The sequence below is a fragment of the Cupriavidus sp. 96C5-1 genome, from assembly GCF_057798855.1.
Map to the genome: position 1 here is coordinate 26,931 of NZ_JBYOJU010000028.1, position 19,050 is coordinate 45,980.

Here is a 19,050-nt window from a genome sequence, read left to right on the forward strand (position 1 = left end):
GGCAGGTTTGAGCGGCAAGCGTAGCCAAGGAGCGCGCGGGAAGGCTTGCGGAAAGTGGCTGGCAGCGGCGCCAGGAAGCGGATACCGGCAGATACCGGTCGCATTGCTCGCGATCGCTTTCTACCAACTACATGGGTATTCTCGGATTACCCATGTCATTGGTATTTGCAAATTACCCATATTATTTGTAAAGTAGGGATACGCATACCATGGGTAAGGCCACATGAAACAAGTGCTATCCACCGCCTCACAGCTAGGCCAGGTGCTGCAGTCGGCACGGCACGCGGCCAGGCTGTCCCAGACGGACCTGGCCGCGCGCCTGGCCGTCAGCCAGAGCCGGATCTCGCATATGGAACTGAACCCGGGCAGCATCAGCGCCGACCAGTTGCTGGCGTTGATCAGCATCCTTGGCCTGGAACTCGTGGTCCAGGACAAGGGCGGGGCGAGCGCAGGCTCCCCGGCCGTGGAGTGGTAGCCATGGGCCGCAGATCGCATGCGCGGGCGCTTTCGGTATGGGCCAATGGCGAGCGGGTAGGGACCTGGCGCATCCCGGCGCGGGGCGACATGGAGATGCAATACGACCCGGCCTGGATGGCGTCGCCGGCCGGCCGCCCCTTGTCGCTGTCGCTTCCCTTCGGCGTCGACGCTTCGCCGCTGAAGGGCGACAGGGTCCGCAACTATTTCGACAACCTGCTGCCCGACAGCGACACCATCCGCAAGCGCCTCGCCACCCGTTTCAAGACGGCGACCACGGAAGCGTTCGAGCTGCTCGAGGCCATCGGCCGCGATTGCGTGGGCGCTGTGCAACTGCTCGGAGAAAACGAACAGCCGGCGGGGTTTGACCGCATCGACGGCACGCCCCAGTCCGATGCCGATATCGAAACACTGCTGCGCCAGACGGTCAGCCCGGCCGGCCTGGGCGCGCAGGATGACGACGACTTCCGCATATCCCTGGCCGGCGCGCAGGAGAAGACGGCCCTGTTATGGCATGGCAACCAGTGGATGAAGCCCCACGGCGCCACGCCCACCACCCACATCCTCAAGCTCCCGCTCGGACTGGTCGGCAACAAGCGGGCCGACCTCAGTACCTCGGTCGAGAACGAGTGGCTCTGCCTGACCATCCTTGCCGCCTACGGGCTGCCTGTCGCGCACAGCGAGATCAAGGTCTTCGGAAGCCAGAAGGTGCTGAGCGTGCAACGCTTCGACCGGCAGATGCATTCGTCCGGAAACTGGATCCTGCGCCTGCCGCAGGAAGACTTCTGCCAGGCGCTCGGCGTGCCGCCACACCTGAAGTACGAAGCGGACGGCGGCCCGGGCATGCGCGAAATCGCCCGTATCCTGCGGCAGTCGGTCAACGCCGACGAGGACCTGGAGACGTTCCTCGCCACGCAGCTCCTGTTCTGGATGCTGGCGGCACCCGATGGGCACGCCAAGAATTTCAGCATCCGCCTGCTGCCTGGCGGCCGCTACAGGATGACACCCCTCTACGACGTGATGTCGATCTGGCCGGTGGTCGGCAACGGCGCCAACCAGTGGTCGTGGCACAAGGCCAAGCTGGCCATGGCGGTGGCAGGCAAGAACCGCCACTACCTGTTCAAGGACGTGCAGCGCCGGCATTTCAACGCCATGGCGTCCAGGTGTTTTCACGGCCCGGATGCCGAAGGCATCATCCAGCGGCTGATCGCGCGGACACCGGCCGTGCTAGAGAAGGCAAATGCCGCCTTGCCGCAAGGCTTTCCGCAGAAGGTGGCCGACGCCATCCTGCAGGGGCTGGAGGCTTCCGCCCGCCAGCTTGAAAGCATGCCGCCCGGGTAGGCACATCGGGCCGCATCGGGGCACATCGGGGCCATCGGCGGGGCGCCGACCACTAAGCGCAAGACGAAGTGCGCGGCGCGGCCTATGGTCGAGGCAAACCCGACCCCAAAGGCCGCCACGCCGACACGCGCCGGCTGCCTGCCCACCGCCAGGACCCCACGATGAGCCTCTCCACTCTGCCGCCGCTCGCCCACTATTTCACATCGGAGCACGAACAGTTTCGCAGCACGCTGCGCGATTTCGTCGCGCGCGAGATCTCGCCGTACGCGAACGAATGGGACGAGGCCGGGACCTTTCCCCGCTCGCTGTACCGCCGCGCAGCCGAAATCGGCTTGCTGGGCCTGGGCTATCCGGAGCGCTTCGGCGGCACGCCCGGCGATATCTTCTACCACCTGATCCAGGCGGAAGAGTTCGCCCGCAGCGGCTCGGGCGGCGTCAATGCCTCACTGCACTCCCACTCCATCGGTGTGCCGCCGATCGTTGCCGCGGGCAGCGAAGCACTGCAGGAACGCGTGCTGCCGGCGGTCATCGCCGGCGACAGGATCGCCGCGCTGGCCATTACGGAACCCGGCGGCGGCTCCGACGTTGCCAGCCTCAGGACCACCGCCGTGCGCGACGGCGACCACTACATCGTCAACGGCGAGAAGACGTTCATCACCTCGGGCATGCGCGCCGACTTCATCACCACGGCGGTGCGGACCGACCCCGCCAACAAGGGCGCGGGCGGCATCTCCCTGCTGCTGATCGAGGGCAATCCGCCCGGCCTGACCCGTACCGGGCTCAAGAAAATGGGCTGGCTTGCCTCCGATACCGCGCATCTGCACTTCGACAACTGCCGGATCCCGGCGGCCAACCTGATCGGCGAGGAAAACCGCGGCTTCCAGGTCATCATGCGCAATTTCAATGCCGAGCGGCTGGGCATGAGCGCAAGCGCCTATGGCTATGCCGAAGCCTGCCTGCAAGAGGCGCTCGATTGGGCACGGCAGCGCAACACCTTCGGCCGGCCGCTGGTGGAGCGGCAGGTGATCCGCCACAAGCTGGTCGATATGGCGCTACGCATCGAAGCCGCGCGCAACCTGGTCTACGACCTTGCGTATCGGGTCCAGCATCAGGCCGGCGATCCTGCGCAACTGGTGGCGCGCACCTGCATGGCCAAGATCCAGGCCACCCAGGCGATGCAGTTCTGCGCCGACCAGGCCGTACAGATCCTGGGCGGCATGGGATTCATGCGCGGCACGCTCAGCGAGCGCGTCTACCGGGAGGTGAAAGTCATGATGATCGGCGGCGGATCGGAGGAGATCATGAAGGATCTGGCGGCCCGGCAACTGGGATTCTGATCCGCGGCCACGCGGCCGCCTGGTCTGCATGCCGGATACGTGCGGCGTCCTTGACGGAAGATCGGACAAGAGGGAAAGACGTTCACATGGCTGCACCAGCGACTCGACCGGCAGCCTGCAGCAGGGTTGCCTAAGGCAGGGCGAAAGGACATCGGTACAGCGTGGCACCTTGCCCTCGCTGGCCGCCTTTATAATCCTCCGGCGAACCAGCCTGCGGCGCTACCGGCAGGCCCAAGTTTCCTGGAACCGGCCGAATGCCTTCGTATCCCCTTGTCCTCTGCCTCGCCTTCGCGGTTGCTGGCAGCCTTACGGTTGCCGTGGCTGCCTGGACACGGCGGGACGATCCCATCGTCAAGGCCTTCCTGGCACTGGCCTTCGGGAGTGCCTTATGGAGCGGCGGCCGCCTGCTCGAGCTGAACTCTGCCGACCTGGAAACCCGCATCCTGTGGGCCAAGCTGCAATATATCGGCATTGTCGCCGTGCCGATCGGCTGGCTCTGCGCCATGATCCAGCTCAGCCGGCCAGGATTCGTCATCCCTTGGTCGCTGCTGTCGCTGCCCATCGTCATCAACCTGGTGACGCTGGGCCTGGTTTTCACCAACGAACGGCACCACCTGATCTGGACCTCGATCACGCTGGTGCCGGGCGGCGCGGCGCCCGGAGCCGTCTTTGCCCATGGCCCGGCCTACGCCGCGGCCGCGGTCTATACCTATCTGCTCCTGGCGGCCAGCCTTTACTTCCTGCTGAGCGCCAGGGTGCCCAACAGCAGCCTGACCCGAGGGGGAAGGGCGGTGCTGGCGGGCGGGCTGGCATTGCCGCTGCTGGCCAATGTCGCGTACCTGCGCGGATGGACGGGGCCGCTGGGCGGAGACCTGACTCCGGCCACCTTCTCCGTGACCGCGGTGCTGGTGTGGATCTGCGCGCTGCGCGGACACCTGGACGATGTAGGGCATTACGCCCGGCTAAGAGTGTTCGATGCCCTGCACGAGGGTTGCGTGATCGCCAATGCCGACGACGTCATCGTCGATTTCAACCCGGCTGCCCTGCGCCTGCTGACAACGGCGAAACGTGGCGCCCCATTGCCGGCGGCATGGCGGGACGCGGTCGCTGCCAGCCGGTCCGGCACGCCTGGCGGTAATGCGTCGCACCTGATCTCGGAGGAGGAGGCCGACTACGAGCTCACCGTGGAATCGGTATGCAACCTGAACAATCGGCCGGTCGGGATCATTGTGTTCCTGCGGGACGTCACCCGTTTCCGTTCCCGCGAACAGGCCTTGACCGTCGAGAATTCCAGCCTTGCGCTGCGGCTGGGCGAAACGGAGGAAAAGCTGTCGCGCATCGAGGCGGATCTTTACCGCGACGCGCTGACCGGCGCGTTCAACCGGCGGTTCTTCCAGCGCGAGGCAACCTCCGCGCTAGCCAGCGCGTTCGCGCGGGGCATCGCGGTCGGCCTGCTGATCATCGACGTCGACTATTTCAAGCAGTACAACGATCACCACGGCCATGTGCATGGCGACGCGTGCCTGCGCCGGGTGGCGGAGGCGATTGCGCAAGCCATGCGCAACGGCCCGGACGACTTTTGCGCCCGCGTCGGCGGCGAAGAATTCGCGATGGTGCTGCCGGCGGTCACGCCGGGCGAGACACGCGAAGTCGGCCTGCGCCTGCTCAAGGCAGTACGCGCCATGGCGCTTCCCCACGGCGGCTGGCCCGGGCACCCGTGCGTCACCATCAGCGTCGGCGCGGTATGCGAAATCCCGGCGTCGCCGCTGCTGGAGGCATTGCTCGAACGGGCCGACGCAGCCATGTACGAAGCCAAGCGCACCGGCCGGGACCGTTTTGTGATGGGCGAAACTGCGTCGCTGCCGGCCTAGGCCCCGAGGGCAAGGGACGACTGTCAGGCCCGGTTGATGGACACGCCGCCATCCGCCATCAGCGCCGATCCCGTCGTGAAACTCGACGCATCGGAGGCAAGGTAGAGGGCTGAGCGGGCGATCTCCTCCGGTAGCGCAAGACGCTTCAGCGCGTGCAGCCCCTCGACGAAGGCGCGCGCTTCGGGCGTACTGGTGGCAGCGCGGCCCATGGGCGTATCCGTGCCGCCGGGCAGGAGGGCATTGGCCCGGATCCCTTTCGGGCCGAACTCGGCGGCGATCACTTGCATAAGGCCGATCAATCCGGCCTTGCTGGCCGCGTAGGCCCCCATTCCGGGGAAACCTGCGGTGTGCCCGACAAAGGTGGAGGTAAAGATGATCGAGCCACCGCCTCGCGCCACCATCGCCGGAATCTGATGTTTTGCGCCGAGGAACGCGCTCGTCAGGTTGATGTCGAGAATCTCGCGCCAGGCATCCACTGGAATCTCGGGAACCGGTGCAGCCTCTCCTGTCGAGCCTGCATTATTGAAGGCAATGTCGAGGCCGCCAAAGCGACCGACCGCGGTCTCCACCAAGGCGAGAGCAAGCTGCTCGTCCCTGACATCCCCGGCAATGGCGACCGCCTCGCCTCCATCCTGTCCGATCTGCGCAACGAGCGAGTCCAACTCACCCTGACGGCGTGCCGTCGCGACGATTTTCGCTCCTTCCTTTGCAAACAGCTTTGCTGCTGCGTATCCGATCCCCGAGCTTGCTCCCGTGACGATGGCGACTTTCCCTGACAACTGGCCCATTATTGAGAATCTCCTGTTGGATTGACTTAGGATTGCCAGTCTAAAGGCGCCCGCGTCATGGTTGCCATCCGTTTCTTGTGGTCAAAATCTCGTGCTCAAAACCCGCTCGATACCCGCTCAAAAGCAAGGGCGGCGGGGTCCGTAACGCCAGAAACCGTCAGCCTGCCACTGAGAAGGATCTTGCCACGATCCAGCTGGCGCGGGCCCCGAATCAGGGTTGTCGATCATGTAGCTGTCGGTCGCAACATTCGGAAATTTGTTGCAATCTGTTTCCGTGCGCTAGTTGAGATCAGGGTTGATGCTGGCCGGATTGGATTCCCTTCATTCATGGATGGCTGCCGACCACATCACCTGATCGCCGCGGATGCGGTGATGGCGGCACACTATAATCATCACATGATAGAAACAATGAATTATCCTCCAACAATAAATCTCAAATAAATTATAAATTGGAAACAAAATTCAATATATTTTCACGATTAATATAGCAATGAATTCAGAACAATTTAAGCATGAAAACATCCAATCTATATCGGCAGATCTGGAGATCTTTCATGCGAACAATCCGTCATATATGGCAGCCTCTGCGCAGCCGGAAGCCCTATAGCGCCAGCCTATGTGCCCTTGTGGCCGGCGCGCTTACGGTACTCGCGGCCCCTGGCGCATATGCGGCCGATCTTGCGCGCCAGACCATAGGCCCCATCAGCTACGTTTGCGGCGGTGTTGGCGAGGACGAGCAGCAGGCACTCCAGTCGGAAGCGAAGGACTTCGATATGGGCCTGCTCTTCACCGAAGGTGCGCGTGGCGAGTATCTATCCGACGTCGCGGTCACGCTTTCACGCAACGGCGTGAATGTCGCTTCCTTCCGCTCGAATGGGCCACGCTGCCTCATCAAGGCGCCAAGGGCGACTTATCAGGTCGTGGCAACCTATAACGGTGTAGACAAACACACCACGTTGCGTGCGGGTGAACGGAGTGTGCAGCTGAACTGGTAGCCCGTTGGTTTCGCAAGACTCCGATGAGGTGGGACAGGCGCGATGGCCAGCACCTGTCTCGCCCATGACATAGCGGACTCAACGCCGCCACTATGGAATTCCCTAGCCCACAACAAGCCCTTGCATGCTCAAGGGCTTTCCATTTCGATAGCAGGAGTCGGCGGTATCCTCCTGACATCGGACGATTTGCATTCCCGGCGGGACCGCTTGTGCAAAGGATGTCACACGATGACGCGATCGCCTCGATGCAGATGACAGAAGAGGGCAAGCATATGCCCTCGGTACTATCAAGATGTGCCGCTCGCGCTGCAAGCGCCAGCCGGCCTTGGAGACACACCTTCATGCTGACCGATGTTCTTCTACGTTTGGCCTCGCACCCGGATTGGCAGCAGGTCGCCGCATTGCTTGAGCTCTGCGGTCTGTCCAGCGCTGGTACTGCCGAAGCTATCGAGAACTTCCATGTCGCCCTTTGCGATGGCCGTATCGTTGGCTGCGCAGCGACCGAGCATCACGGGCAATCCGTCCTGGTCCGCTCGGTAGCGGTTGAGCCCGCATATCGCGATAGAGGCATCGCCAGCCGTCTGGTCGAAGTCCTGTTGATGCGGGCGCGCGGTACGCAAGCCCGCCATGGCTTTCTCTTGTCGGCTTCGGCACCGGCCTACTTCGCTCGCTGGGGCTTTTCGCTGATCCCCGCGGACAAGGCGCCGGCTGAAGTCAGGGCCTCGTCGGAGTTTCAGCATGCCGTGCGCACGTCCGCACTCTGCATGCGCTGCGAGCTGCGCTAGCGCCGATGCCGTTTCGCGCGTATTCGCGCTCGCATCTTCCCGTCGGCAGGCGCCCTCGAAGTTGCCTTTGCGATGAAGGCGATTGCGGCTGGGTGCTGCCGGTACTGCGCCGTGTGACCTGAACGCTTGGGTATAATCCAGGCTTCCGCGGTCGAGTCGCTAGCTAGCCAACCGACCGCCTGAACCCTGTCAGCAAGCCCCGCGCCAACCAGGCCCGGTGCAGGCCTTGACGGCGGTAACACCGCCCGCGCCGCTGACCAACCCTCGCGGAAGTGGATCGCTAATCACGCGGCAATCCCTTCCTTGTGTTCTTCTCCGGCACCCGGCCGTCCAGCACCTCGATTGTCGTTTCCCGCGCTCCGCCGCCCGGCGGCGCAGTGGCAGACGGCAAGCCACTGCTTGATCGCCGGCCCAGCCGGACCATCCATCACGTGTTTCCGCTATGAGCAGACTTTCCAGGCTCGCGCTGAGCCTTGTGCTGGTTGCCTTGTCCTTCCTGACGCCGGCGGCATTGCCGGCCGCCATTGCCGCCGACGCGGCGTCCGATGCAGCCGCGCTGCAGCCGGCAGCCTTGACGCACGCCGAGGCGGTCGCTGAGCTGAAGCGATTGCAGACCGAGCAGGATCGCATCAAGCAACTGGCATCGGGTGCCACCAGCAGCACAAAGCTAGACGGGCTCGACGACACCATCCAGCAACTGGCGACCGACGTCGACAAGCTGGCTGCGGCGTTGACGCCCCAGCGCGCGCAATTGCAGGCGCAGCTTGATGTGCTCGGTCCGCCGCCTGCAGCCGGCACGACGCCGGAGGCGCCCGCCGTAGCCCAGCAACGGGCTGACCTCAATGCACGCAGGGCGCAACTGGACGTCGAGCTGAAGCAGACGGCGGAGGGCAAGGAGAATATCGCCAACCTGAAGGTCCAGCTCGCCAGGCTGCAGCGCAGCCGGATGAAGAACCAGCTTGCCTTGCGCTCGGAAAGCATCCTGAGCCCGCAGTTCTGGGCGCCGTTGTTCAAGCCGCCAGCGGAGGACCAGGAGCGGCTGGGCGCATTCAAGGACCAGGTCGTGCCGATGCTGCAATTGGCGTGGCAGCCCGGGCAGCGGGGCACCACCGCTTTGCTCCTCGTGCTCGCACTCGCTGTCTGGTCACTCGGCCGGCGGCTGATCGAGCGAGCCTTGGCGTGGGTCTGCCTGACGCGGCTGCCGGAGACCAGGCTGCGGCGCAGCGCCTTGGCGCTGGCGACGGCGCTGAGCACGGTGGCGACAACGGCCTTGGCGGTCCAGATTGCCTACACCGCGTTCACCCGCCGCTACGATCTGCCACCCGAACTGCAGGATCTGCTCGGCGAACTGGCAAAGCTGATGTTGACCAGCGCGCTGATCGCGGGCCTGGGCCGAGCGCTGCTGTGCACCCGCCACCCGTCATGGCGCCTGCCCGCGTTGGCAGATCCGGTGGCGCTGGCGATGAAGCCATTCCCGACCGTGCTGGCCGGCCTGCTGCTATTGGCCGGCACGCTGGAACAACTGAACCGGATTGCCGACACCAGCGTGCAGGTCACGCTGCTGGGCCGGGGCCTGGTCTCGCTGGTGGTGGTCCTGACCATCGGTGCGGCGCTGCTGCGCGCCAACCGCGTGCGCACCGTGCTGGCGGCAGCCGGCGAGCGGCCCGAAGCACGTGCCACGCTGGCCGGCATGATCCACGCCGGCGTGACGATCACGATCATCGCATCGCTCGGTGCCTTGCTGGTTGGCTACATCAGCTTTGCGCGCTTCCTGACCTACGAGCTGGTCTGGTTCGACATCGTGCTATGCAGCCTGTACCTGCTGACGCAGCTGACCCGCGACGTATGCGAAAGCCTGTTCTCGGCGCATCACGCCAGTGGCCGCGTGATCAAACAGCTGTTCGGCGTTGGCGACAGCCACCTGGAGCAGGCCGCCACGGTGCTGTCGGGGATGGGCGCGAGCCTGTTGCTCCTGGTGGCCGTGATTGCCCTGCTGACCGGCGGCTTCGGCACCACGCCGGTTGACCTGCTGAACAGCTTGTTGAGGGTGCTTGGCGGCGACAAGCTGCGCAGCCTCAACATCATGCCCGAACGCATCATGAATGCGGTGATCGCGCTGACGGTCGGCATCTGGCTGCTGCGTTCGGTGCGGCGCTGGCTCGACGCCGAACTGCTGCCCAAGGTCTGCATGGAGCCCGGCCTGCGCGTCTCGCTGATCACGCTCTTCAGCAATGTCGGCTATGTGCTGCTGGTTCTGCTGACCCTGTCGCTGCTGGGCGTCAGATGGGAAAACCTGGCATGGATCGTCAGCGCGCTATCGGTGGGCATCGGCTTCGGCCTGCAGGAGATCGTGAAGAACTTCGTGTCAGGGCTGATCCTCCTGACCGAGCGGCCGGTCAAGGTCGGCGACATGGTCAGCATCGGCGGCGTGGAAGGCGATATCCGCCGCATCAATGTGCGCGCGACGGAGATCCAGCTGGGCGACCGCTCCACCGTGATCGTGCCGAACTCGCAGCTCATCTCGCAAAACCTGCGCAACGTGACGATGAGCAACAGCACCCAGGGCGTAGCGACACTGCTGCTGACCTTTCCGCTGAACACCGATCCCGAGCAGGTGCGTGACCTGCTGCTCGATGCCTATCGCGAGAACGAGGCGATTCTTGACATACCCGCGCCGTCGGTCACCTTCAGCCAGCTCGCGCCGAACGGCATCACGCTGAGCGTGACAGGCTATGTGGGCAGCCCGCGCATCGCCACCACGACCAAGAGCGAGCTATTGTTTGAAATCCTGAAGCGACTGCGCGCGGCGGAGATCTCGCTGTCGGTACCGCAAACGCTGCGGGTCGAGAGCATGCCCGCGCTGGGCACGGCGCCGCTGACACCGGCGGTTGGCTGAACATGCCGGACTTCAAGGTCCGGAAATGGCGTACACCTGCCTGATTGCAGCGGGAACCATTCATGCACCGGCAGGGAGCGACTCGACTGCGGGCGGCACCGCTCAGCCGGCCCGACGGCCACTGTCCTGCCGCCGTGCCACCGGTGCCATACCGAACTGGGCGGAGAACCAGCGCGAGAAGGCGGCCGGCGAAGCGTAGCCGAGCAGCCCGGATACGCGTGTCAGGGAGTACTGCGGGTTCTCCACGTAGCGCTGGGCCAGCTCGCGCCGCACCTCGTTGAGGATGCCGCTGAAGGTCTCGCCCGCTTCGTCGAGCTGGCGCTGCATCGTGCGCAGGCTCAAGCCCAGCCCCTGGGCCACCGAGGCGCTGGTGGCCCGGCCCATCGGCAGCAGAAGATAGATGGCGCTGCGTACCTCGTGGCCGATCGCGCCGCCACCGGGGTGGGGCAGCGCATCGACGAAGCGCTGCGCGTAGCGGGCCATGGCCGGGTCGGCACCAGGGTTGGGCGCGTCCAGGTCGGCGGCCAGGCAGACGATGCCATTGAATTCGCTGTTGAACGCCAGCGGGCAGGCGAACAGCCTGCGGTGCACGCGCAGGTCCGCCGGCGCCGCGTGCGTGAAATTGACGCTGACCGGCTGCCAGCGCGCGCCCAGCAGCGCGCTGCCCATGCGCGCCAGCACGCCGATGGCGAGTTCGGTGGCCTGGCGCGAGCCCGCCGCCGACACCAGTTCCTGGCGGATCACGACCGCCTTGCCGACGTCCTCCAGCAGCAGGGCGATCGAATCGTTGACCAGGTAGCGGTAGCGGATCAAGGTGGCCAGCGCCGCGCGCAGCGTGGGCTGCTGGCTGATCAGCAGGCTCATCGCGCCGAAGTCGGAAAGCTGGCGGGACTCGGCCATGCGCAGGCCGAAGGTGGGGCAGCCGCTGGCCTGCGCCGCAGCCTCCAGCAGCGCCACCACGGCGCTGGCCGGCACGCGCTGGTCCGGGTCCTGCAGCATGGCGCGGCTCAGGCTGGCCTGGCGCAGCAGCGGCTGCGGGTTGAGGCCAAGGCTTTGCGCGACCTCGAAGAAATGGGCCAGTGCCGCGGCACGTATCTGCGTCTCCACGCCAGTCTTGTCTCCTGATCGTTGTATTGGCGCGCCGTCGTGTGTCGCGGCGTGCTCGCAGCGAGATCATAGACGCGAGTGGCATGAAATGCAAAGTCGCTGGTGCGGATTGCAAAGCGTGCCGCCGTGCGGCCTCCTACAGTGTGGGTCATGCACGGCGCACGTCTGCGCCGCGACGAAAAAAGGAGACGACAGATGGCCAAGGTTATCCGGATGTATGAAACGGGCGGCCCGGAAGTGCTGCGCTGCGAGGAAGTGGAGGTGGGCCAACCCGGCCCGGGCGAGGTGCGCATCCGCCACGTGGCGGTCGGCCTGAACTACGCCGATACCTATTTCCGTACCGGCATCTATCCGGTGCCGCTGCCTGGCGGCATGGGCGTGGAAGCGTCCGGCATCGTGCTGGCGGTGGGACCGGGGGTGACCAATGTGGCGGTCGCCGACCGCGTCACCTATACCGGCTTTCTCAACACGCTGGGCGCCTACAGCACCGAGCGTCTGGTGCCGGCGGCACCGCTGATCCGCCTGCCCGAGAGCATCGGCTTCGAGACGGCCGCCGCGATGACCATGCGCGGCCTGACCTCGGCCTACCTGCTGCGCCGCATCCACGCCTTCCAGGCGGGCGACACCATCCTGCTGCATGCCGCCGCCGGCGGCGTCGGCCTCATCGTCTCGCAGTGGGCCAAGCTGCTCGGCCTGACCGTGATCGGTACGGTGTCGACCGAGGCCAAGGCCGAGGTGGCGCGCGCCCATGGCTGCGACCATGTGATCAACTACAGCCACGAAGACGTGGCCAAGCGCGTGCGCGAGCTGACCGGCGGCGTGGGCGTGTCGGTGGTGTTCGACAGCGTGGGAAAGAACACGTTCATGGCCTCGCTGGACTCGCTCAAGCGGCGCGGCACCATGGTCTGCGTCGGCACCGCCTCGGGCCCGATCCCGCCCTTCGATCCCGTGCTGCTCGCCATGAAGGGCTCGCTGTTCCTGACCCGCCCCGCGCTGGCCGACTACGTCGCCGATCCGGCCGAGAAGGCAGCGCTGGCGGGCGAGCTGTTCGACCACGTCGGCGCGGGCCGCATCCGCATCGAGATCCACCAGCACTACGCGCTGGAAGACGCCGTGCAGGCGCACAGGGACCTGGAGGCGCGCAAGACCACGGGTTCCTCGATCTTCGTCATCTGAGGAGGCTCGCCATGCAAGTCCGCCAACTCACTTGTGCGCTCGGCGCCGAACTGAGCGGTGTCCAGCTCGCCGACGCGGTCCGCGACGACGGCTTGTTCGCCGAGATCCGCGCACTGCTGCTACGCCACCGCGTCCTGTTCCTGCGCAAGCAGGAACTCAGCCGTGCCGGGCATGTGGCCTTCGCGCGCCGTTTCGGCGAGCTGGAGGACCATCCGGTCGCCGGCAGCGATCCGGAGCACCCCGGCCTGGTACGCATCTACAAGACGCCAGACCAGCCCAACGACCGCTACGAGAACGCCTGGCACTCCGACACCACCTGGCGCGAGGCGCCGCAGTTCGGCGCGGTGCTGCGCTGTGTGGAGTGCCCGCCGGTGGGCGGCGATACCATGTGGGCCAATATGGTGCTGGCCTACGAGAACCTGCCCGTGCACGTCAAGGCGCAGATCGCCGACCTGCGCGCACGCCACGGCATCGAGGCCAGCTTTGGCGCGGCGATGCCGATCGAGAAGCGGCTGGCGCTGAAGGCGCAGTATCCCGACGCCGAGCATCCGGTGGTGCGCACGCACCCGCAGACCGGCGAGAAGATCCTGTACGTCAACGGCTTCACCACCCACTTCACCAACTACCACACGCCCGCGCGGGTGCGCTTCGGCCAGGACGCCAATCCGGGCGCCGCCGACCTGCTGCGCTACCTGATCAGCCAGGCCTATATCCCGGAATACCAGGTGCGCTGGCGCTGGGAACCCGACAGCGTGGCGATCTGGGACAACAGCGCGACCCAGCACTACGCGGTGATGGACTATCCGCCATGCCACCGCAAGATGGAACGGGCGGGCATCATCGGCGGCAAGCCGTTCTGAGCGGTGTATTGCCATGACACGGCAACCGGCGCTGGCGATCGATCTGACCTTGAGCGTTATGCCCAGCCATGTACGCCAACAGCGTGGCGATTCCTGGCTCGACATTGGTGAACCGGCGGCTTGCGCGGTCAGGAAAAGCGTTCAGATCCAGCGTGTTCTTGCCAATGTCGATTCCTTCAACCTTGATATCCATTCGGCGTCTTTCCATCCAACCGCTTTTGTTTAATATCTTTTTAAAAATTAAGCGATGTGGTTGTCTTTGCTATCTCAGTGTTTTTTTAGTTATCTGATTTAGATTTGCAGGGATTAAAGGCAGAGTGTTTTCAGGCTCTTGAGCCCGATATCACTCCGCCTTTATGCACTGAAAACCTAAATCATTCCCATAAAACAGCCTGAACGCTGTTAAAAATGGAAGCCCCGATCCTCGCTCTCCCACGAACTTGGGCTTGCGCCCAGGGCTTTGGTAAATCGATCTGAAGCCTCCAGAACAGATTAAAAATACAAGGGGTTGGGGGAGAGAGCGAGACAGCCATCGTCATGGTGGTTTGTTTGTGCCTGTGTTGTGGCGCTGGTCGTTGCGCTGGTCCGCGCGCGGAGCGGTATGCGTGCCGGTGCGCTTCCCGGGGGAGATCCGGCCGACGGGGAATGCGGGACCCCGTGCCGGTACTGCCGCTCAGGCGCAGGTGGAGACGGCGACGCGTGGCGTCGTCGCCAGTGCCTGCTGCATGGCGCCGAACAGCACCGGGGCCGTGCGCGCGCCGGTGATGCAGTGCCTGCCGGCGAAGACGAACTGGGGCACGCCTTGGCCGGCACGCAGCGGCGGCGGCGGCACGCTCAACCACGGCAGCCACGGCTCGCTGCCTTGCACGGGCGCATGCGACGGTCCGGGGGGGACGATGCCGCAGGCCAGGATGGCGTCGCGCAGCACGGCGGGATCGCCGATGTCCTGCGCCTCGACGAAATAGCGCGTGAACAGTCCGTCGATGAGCGCCGCGGCCGCTGGCGCACCATGCGCTTGCGCGGCGTACTGGATCAGCCGGTGCGCCAGCAGCGTGTTGGGCAGGACTTCGATGCGCTCCAGCGCCAGCTCGAGGCCGGCTTCGCGGGCCGCCTCCCGCACCTGGGCCTGACGCGCCGCCATGGCCTTGGGGCTGCCGAGGCGGGCCAGGTAGAACGCGCGGTAGTCGATGCCCGCCGCGGGAACGGCGGGCATCAGGGGATGGGCGTGCCAGGCGAGGCGCACGGGCACGTCCGGCTGTTCCTGCGCCCAGCGGGTCAGCGCCGCATCGAGATGGCGCTTGCCGATCAGGCACCAGGGACAAATCAGGTCGAAGTACACGTCGACCGTCAGGGAAGGCTGAGGGGTCATGAGAGCTGCAAGCGGAATGCCGCCACCGGCCTGCGGGCAGCGGCGGTGTGAAAGGGGAGGACGAGGCGAGGGCGGTTCAGCCCTGCGGCCGCTCCGGGGCGGCCGCGGCCGCCGGCCGGTGCAGCGCCGGTCGTCGGCGCGCGACCTCGGCCAGCACGGCGCTGCGTTCCTGCGCGGTCATCCGGTCCCAGCGGCCGATCTCCAGCGCGGTCCTGCCACAGCCCTGGCAGTACTTGCCTGCCAGGTCCATGCGGCAGATATTGATGCAGGGGTTGCCGGCAGCGGCTTCGGCTGGATCGGAATCGGTACGGCTCATCGGTGTCATCCTGCGCGCAGGGCGCGGCAAGCTTGCCCAATCGGCCCGGCTGCCCGGAAAGTTGCGCAGCCGGGCCCGGCAAGCGGTTCAGGCGGCGTTGCGCAGCGGCAGGTTGCGCTGCCCGGCCTTGCGATTGGGGGCCATGCCGTTGGCCGCCAGCGTTTCCTCCGCGCTGTCATACCAGGTGTCGATGCGGTAGATCCGGCGGGCCTCCTGGCCCGAGGCGATGTCGCGGCCCAGCTCGCGTGCCACCCGCACGCACTGCTCGATCTGCTGCACCGAGGTCATGCGCTGGCCGTGCTGGTCGATGATGGTGTCCTCGATGCCGCAGCGCGGGTGCAGGCCCATGGCCATCGCCATCATGTTGAATGGCAGCACGTTCTTCAGCAGCGATTCCGCCGTCAGCGTGCAGCCGTCGGGCGCGCGGTGCACGAAGTTGACGAAATTGAACGGGTTGGGGCCGTCGAAGCCGCCGCCGATGCCGATCCAGGTGAGGTTCAGCGGACCCTTGTAGACGCCCTTGCGTACCAGGCGCTCGAGCGTTTCGAGCGCGTGGATGCCGGTGAGCTGGAAGTGCGGCTGGATGCCCGAGGCTTGCAGGCGGCGCAGGTGCTCCTCGACCCAGGCCGGGCCTGCGGGCACGGTCATCTCGCTGTAGGCGGCCTGGTAGGCGGGGTTCTCGAGCGATGTCCCCTTCAGGTACTCGGGGTAGAGCAGCTCCATGATGTTCATCTGGGTGGTGTTGATCGCCACCGTCACCTGGTCCGGCCTGGGCTGCAGGTCCGCCAGCATGTGACGGGTATCGTCCGACAGCCACTTGGCTGCCTCGCCCTCGTCCTCCGGCGCGAAGGAGATCGAGCCGCCCACCTGGATGATCATGCCGGGTACCGCCGCGCGCACGCCGGCGATCAGCTCATTGAACTTGGACAGGCGCTTGGAGCCCTTGCCGTCGAGTTCACGCACGTGCAGATGCAGCACCGTGGCGCCGGCGTTGTAGCAGTCCACCGCCTTCTGCACCTGCTCCTCCATGGTCACGGGGATGTCCTCGGGGAAGTCCTGCGGCATCCACTCCGGGCCGTAGGGGGCCACGGTGATGACCACCTTGTCCTGGTTCTCGGGGTGCAGGGAATCATCGAGGAATTGCATGTTGTCTCTCCTGTTCAATGTTCTGGCATCGCCAGCGCGTTGCGCGCGGGGCGGGAGCCGTTCGGGTTGATCGCTTCCGGATGTCGGAAGTATCGTGCAACGGTGCCGATGGATTTGACGATCCGGGACGATCAATTTACATTTAGGGACAGTCAGGGAAAACACGATGTCCTACTATCTACGCAGCGCCAGCCTCACCAACTACGTCGACGTCGCGCATGCCTTGGGGCTCGATCCCTACCAGCAGCTGCGGGCGGCCAAGATCAGCCGCAACGTGCTGCTGGACCCGGACATCCGCATTCCGGCGGCCCATGTGGGCAGGCTGCTCGACGCCTCGGCGAAGGCGGCGCGCGCCGACGATTTCGGCCTGCGCATGGCGGAGCAGCGGCAACTCTCCAACCTCGGCCCGCTGGCCTTCGCGGTGCAGGAGCAGCCCACGCTGCTGCGGGCGCTGGAGTCGATGGTGCGCTACATGGACCTGCAGAACGAGTCGTTGTCGATGCGGGTCGAGCGCGATGGCGAGCTGGTGATGATCCGGCTGCAGTTGCTGAGCGACGAGGCCATCATGCTGCGCCAGGCGACCGACCTGGCGGTCGGCGTGATGTTCCGCATCCTGAGCGTGTTCCTCGGCCCGTCCTGGCGCCCGCGCAGTATCAGCTTCTCGTACCCCACCCCGGCCAGCACTGCCACCTGGCTGCGCGTGTTCGGCATGCCGGCGCTGTTCAACCAGGACTTCGACGGCATCGTCTGCAAGGCTGCCGATCTCGAAGCGCCGCTGCCATCCTACGACCCGGTCATGGCACAGCAGGTGCACCAATATCTCGCCACGCTGCTGGCACAGTCCAACATCACGATGCAGGACAAGGTGAAGAAGCTGGTCTACGTGCTGCTGCCCTCCGGCCTGTGCTCGGTCGAGCGCGTTGCGCAGCACCTCGGCGTGGACCGGCGCACCATTCACCGGCACCTCGACCAGGAGGGCACGACCTACTTGGGCATCGTCGGGGAAGCGCGCGCCAGCCTGGCGCTGCGCTACATCGAGAACCGCGAGCGCCAGCTCTCCGAAGTGGCGACCCTGCTGGGTTTTTCGTCCCTGAGCGCGTTCTCGCGCTGGTTCGCCGACCGCTTTGGCTGCAGCGTGACGCGCTGGCGCGGACGCGCCAGCGCGGCCGACGCTGCGGATCCGGCCTTGGGGGCCGTACCGGCGCCAGCCGCCCGCCGGCCTGCCGGGAAGGCCTAGGACGCGCAAGGGAGCGGCAGGCGCGGGGGCGCGGCCGCGCAGGTTGTTCCCGGGCAACTCAAAAAAAAGCCACCGTCGCGGGTAGTCATACGGTGGCCCCAAATCGAGCAGGGTGTCGGCGGGGCGGCCGCTCAGTGCGGCCACCACCGCGTCAGAACTTGTGGCGCACACCCACAGCCACGCCCAGCATTGAGCGCTGGCCGCTGGCCAGCGCATAGCTGTTGCCCAGGGAGAAGCTGGTGGCATAGGCGGTCGCCACCGAATCCAGAGTCAGTCCGGCGTTCTTGGCGAAGGCCGCCGACAGGTAGACATCCGTGCGCTTGGACAGGTTGTAGTCGGTGACCAGGGCAACCTGCCATGGGTTGGCCACCTGCGTGCTGCCGTACAGATTCCTCACGGTGTCGTAGTTGTACTCGAGCGTGAGGCCCAGCGCCGGCGTCACCTGGTAGTTGGCGCCGAGCCAGTAGAAGTCGTCGCGCCCGATCACCGCGCCAGCCGCGTTTTTGTTCTGGCCCCAGCGGTAGCCCCCCATGACCTTGGCCGGCCCGAAGGTGTAGCTGGCAGCGACCGTCGCTTTCTTGAACGTGCCGCTGCCGATGCCAATGCCGATGGTCGGGTTCCACTGGTCGTAGCCGAGCGCCAGGCCGAGCGGTCCCGCTATATAGGTGGCGGCGGCGCCGTAGGCCGAATCGCGCCGGAAGGCGCCGGGAACTTCGCCGTTGCCGCCGACCGGGATCGCCACGCCGGCGGTCTGCGGCAGGGCTAGGCCGGTGCCGAAGGAGAAGTGGGCCAGTGCCGTGACCGGGCCGAACTGGCCGGTGTACTTGATGGTGTTGTCCTCGCGGAAGTTCGCACCGGACTGCAGCACGATCGGTTCATACTGCGTGGCATAGGCGGTAGGCGAAAAGTTGGCCAGGGCCTCGAACATCGAGGTGTACTGGCGGCCCAGCGTGACCTGGCCCAGCGTGGCCGACTGCAGGCCGACGTATGCCTGGCGGCCGAACAGGCGTCCGCTTTGCTGCAGCGTGCCGGTGTCCAGGTTGAAGCCGCTTTCCAGCGCGAACACACCCTTCAGGCCGCTCCCAATATCCTCGGTGCCGCGCAAGCCCCAGCGCGAGCCGGACAGCCCGCCGGAGTTCATGCGATAGGCGCTGGCCGCCGGCCCCGGGTTGAACTGGTTGGCGGCGGTCGGGATCGCGCCTACGTGGTTGACGTATTCCACATTCATATCGGCCACGCCGTAGAGCGTGACGCTGGACTGCGCGCCGGCCAGCGCCGGGCAGGCGAGCAGAGAGGCCAGGGCGGCTTGCTTCAATTTCATCGGTGTCTCCTCGTTCTTGCTTGAGTCTTTG

General features: G+C 65.7%; 17 protein-coding genes. 10 read left to right on the forward strand and 7 right to left on the reverse strand.

Annotated elements, in window-relative coordinates; all coding sequences use genetic code 11:
* Positions 1 to 223: 223 nt before the first annotated feature.
* The 4 genes from AC3FOF_RS26535 to AC3FOF_RS26550 all read left to right on the forward strand — a co-directional run bounded on the left by AC3FOF_RS26535 (position 224) and on the right by AC3FOF_RS26550 (position 5,023).
* The gene (locus AC3FOF_RS26535; protein WP_035815455.1) at positions 224 to 475 is read left to right on the forward strand and encodes a helix-turn-helix domain-containing protein; all 252 of its coding nucleotides are present in this window, start codon (positions 224 to 226) and stop codon (positions 473 to 475) included.
* A 2-nt stretch (positions 476 to 477) separates the two neighbouring features.
* Positions 478 to 1,815 carry a type II toxin-antitoxin system HipA family toxin gene (locus AC3FOF_RS26540; RefSeq protein ID WP_488728306.1) on the forward strand — a complete coding sequence of 446 codons (1,338 nt, stop codon included), beginning with the start codon at positions 478 to 480 and terminating at the stop codon, positions 1,813 to 1,815.
* 161 nt (positions 1,816 to 1,976) lie between these two features.
* Positions 1,977 to 3,152: an acyl-CoA dehydrogenase family protein gene (locus AC3FOF_RS26545; RefSeq protein ID WP_017229544.1), complete on the forward strand. Its 1,176-nt coding sequence runs from the start codon at positions 1,977 to 1,979 to the stop codon at positions 3,150 to 3,152.
* A 254-nt stretch (positions 3,153 to 3,406) separates the two neighbouring features.
* Positions 3,407 to 5,023 carry a histidine kinase N-terminal 7TM domain-containing protein gene (locus AC3FOF_RS26550; protein ID WP_488728307.1) on the forward strand — a complete coding sequence of 539 codons (1,617 nt, stop codon included), beginning with the start codon at positions 3,407 to 3,409 and terminating at the stop codon, positions 5,021 to 5,023.
* 23 nt (positions 5,024 to 5,046) lie between these two features.
* On the opposite strand, the gene AC3FOF_RS26555 is transcribed toward AC3FOF_RS26550, so the two are convergent.
* The gene (locus AC3FOF_RS26555; protein WP_017229542.1) at positions 5,047 to 5,811 is read right to left on the reverse strand and encodes an SDR family oxidoreductase; all 765 of its coding nucleotides are present in this window, start codon (positions 5,809 to 5,811) and stop codon (positions 5,047 to 5,049) included.
* A gap of 554 nt (positions 5,812 to 6,365) precedes the next feature.
* Between AC3FOF_RS26555 and AC3FOF_RS26560 the strand changes: the two genes are divergently transcribed.
* The 3 genes from AC3FOF_RS26560 to AC3FOF_RS26570 all read left to right on the forward strand — a co-directional run bounded on the left by AC3FOF_RS26560 (position 6,366) and on the right by AC3FOF_RS26570 (position 10,487).
* Positions 6,366 to 6,806 (forward strand): hypothetical protein, encoded by a 441-nt coding sequence (locus AC3FOF_RS26560; RefSeq protein WP_017229541.1) that lies wholly within the window; start codon positions 6,366 to 6,368, stop codon positions 6,804 to 6,806.
* Positions 6,807 to 7,147: 341 nt separating this feature from the next.
* The gene (locus AC3FOF_RS26565) at positions 7,148 to 7,591 is read left to right on the forward strand and encodes a GNAT family N-acetyltransferase (protein ID WP_488728308.1); all 444 of its coding nucleotides are present in this window, start codon (positions 7,148 to 7,150) and stop codon (positions 7,589 to 7,591) included.
* 442 nt (positions 7,592 to 8,033) lie between these two features.
* Positions 8,034 to 10,487 carry a DUF3772 domain-containing protein gene (locus tag AC3FOF_RS26570; RefSeq protein ID WP_488728309.1) on the forward strand — a complete coding sequence of 818 codons (2,454 nt, stop codon included), beginning with the start codon at positions 8,034 to 8,036 and terminating at the stop codon, positions 10,485 to 10,487.
* Between the two features lie 102 nt (positions 10,488 to 10,589).
* Here AC3FOF_RS26570 and AC3FOF_RS26575 read toward each other — a convergent pair whose 3' ends face one another.
* Positions 10,590 to 11,594: an AraC family transcriptional regulator gene (locus tag AC3FOF_RS26575; RefSeq protein WP_488728310.1), complete on the reverse strand. Its 1,005-nt coding sequence runs from the start codon at positions 11,592 to 11,594 to the stop codon at positions 10,590 to 10,592.
* Between the two features lie 195 nt (positions 11,595 to 11,789).
* Here AC3FOF_RS26575 and AC3FOF_RS26580 point away from each other — a divergent pair, with 195 nt between their 5' ends.
* On the forward strand, positions 11,790 to 12,770 hold the full coding sequence (locus AC3FOF_RS26580; protein WP_017225348.1) for a quinone oxidoreductase family protein: 981 nt from the start codon (positions 11,790 to 11,792) through the stop codon (positions 12,768 to 12,770).
* Between the two features lie 11 nt (positions 12,771 to 12,781).
* On the forward strand, positions 12,782 to 13,630 hold the full coding sequence (locus AC3FOF_RS26585) for a TauD/TfdA dioxygenase family protein (protein WP_017225347.1): 849 nt from the start codon (positions 12,782 to 12,784) through the stop codon (positions 13,628 to 13,630).
* Here AC3FOF_RS26585 and AC3FOF_RS26590 read toward each other — a convergent pair.
* The 4 genes from AC3FOF_RS26590 to AC3FOF_RS26605 form a co-directional block, all read right to left on the reverse strand.
* A complete protein-coding gene (locus AC3FOF_RS26590) occupies positions 13,608 to 13,823 on the reverse strand; it encodes a hypothetical protein (RefSeq protein WP_488728311.1) in 216 nt (71 codons plus the stop codon). The genes AC3FOF_RS26585 and AC3FOF_RS26590 overlap by 23 nt on opposite strands.
* Before the next feature lie 480 nt (positions 13,824 to 14,303).
* Complete coding sequence (locus AC3FOF_RS26595; RefSeq protein WP_488728312.1) at positions 14,304 to 14,999, reverse strand: DsbA family oxidoreductase; 696 nt, start codon at positions 14,997 to 14,999, stop codon at positions 14,304 to 14,306.
* Between the two features lie 76 nt (positions 15,000 to 15,075).
* On the reverse strand, positions 15,076 to 15,315 hold the full coding sequence (locus AC3FOF_RS26600; RefSeq protein WP_276268184.1) for a DUF1289 domain-containing protein: 240 nt from the start codon (positions 15,313 to 15,315) through the stop codon (positions 15,076 to 15,078).
* Between the two features lie 87 nt (positions 15,316 to 15,402).
* Positions 15,403 to 16,461: a beta-keto acid cleavage family enzyme gene (locus AC3FOF_RS26605; protein WP_488728313.1), complete on the reverse strand. Its 1,059-nt coding sequence runs from the start codon at positions 16,459 to 16,461 to the stop codon at positions 15,403 to 15,405.
* A 166-nt stretch (positions 16,462 to 16,627) separates the two neighbouring features.
* Here AC3FOF_RS26605 and AC3FOF_RS26610 point away from each other — a divergent pair, with 166 nt between their 5' ends.
* Positions 16,628 to 17,698 (forward strand): AraC family transcriptional regulator, encoded by a 1,071-nt coding sequence (locus AC3FOF_RS26610; protein WP_488728314.1) that lies wholly within the window; start codon positions 16,628 to 16,630, stop codon positions 17,696 to 17,698.
* 151 nt (positions 17,699 to 17,849) lie between these two features.
* Here AC3FOF_RS26610 and AC3FOF_RS26615 read toward each other — a convergent pair whose 3' ends face one another.
* Positions 17,850 to 19,019: a porin gene (locus AC3FOF_RS26615; RefSeq protein WP_017224961.1), complete on the reverse strand. Its 1,170-nt coding sequence runs from the start codon at positions 19,017 to 19,019 to the stop codon at positions 17,850 to 17,852.
* Positions 19,020 to 19,050: the final 31 nt, after the last annotated feature.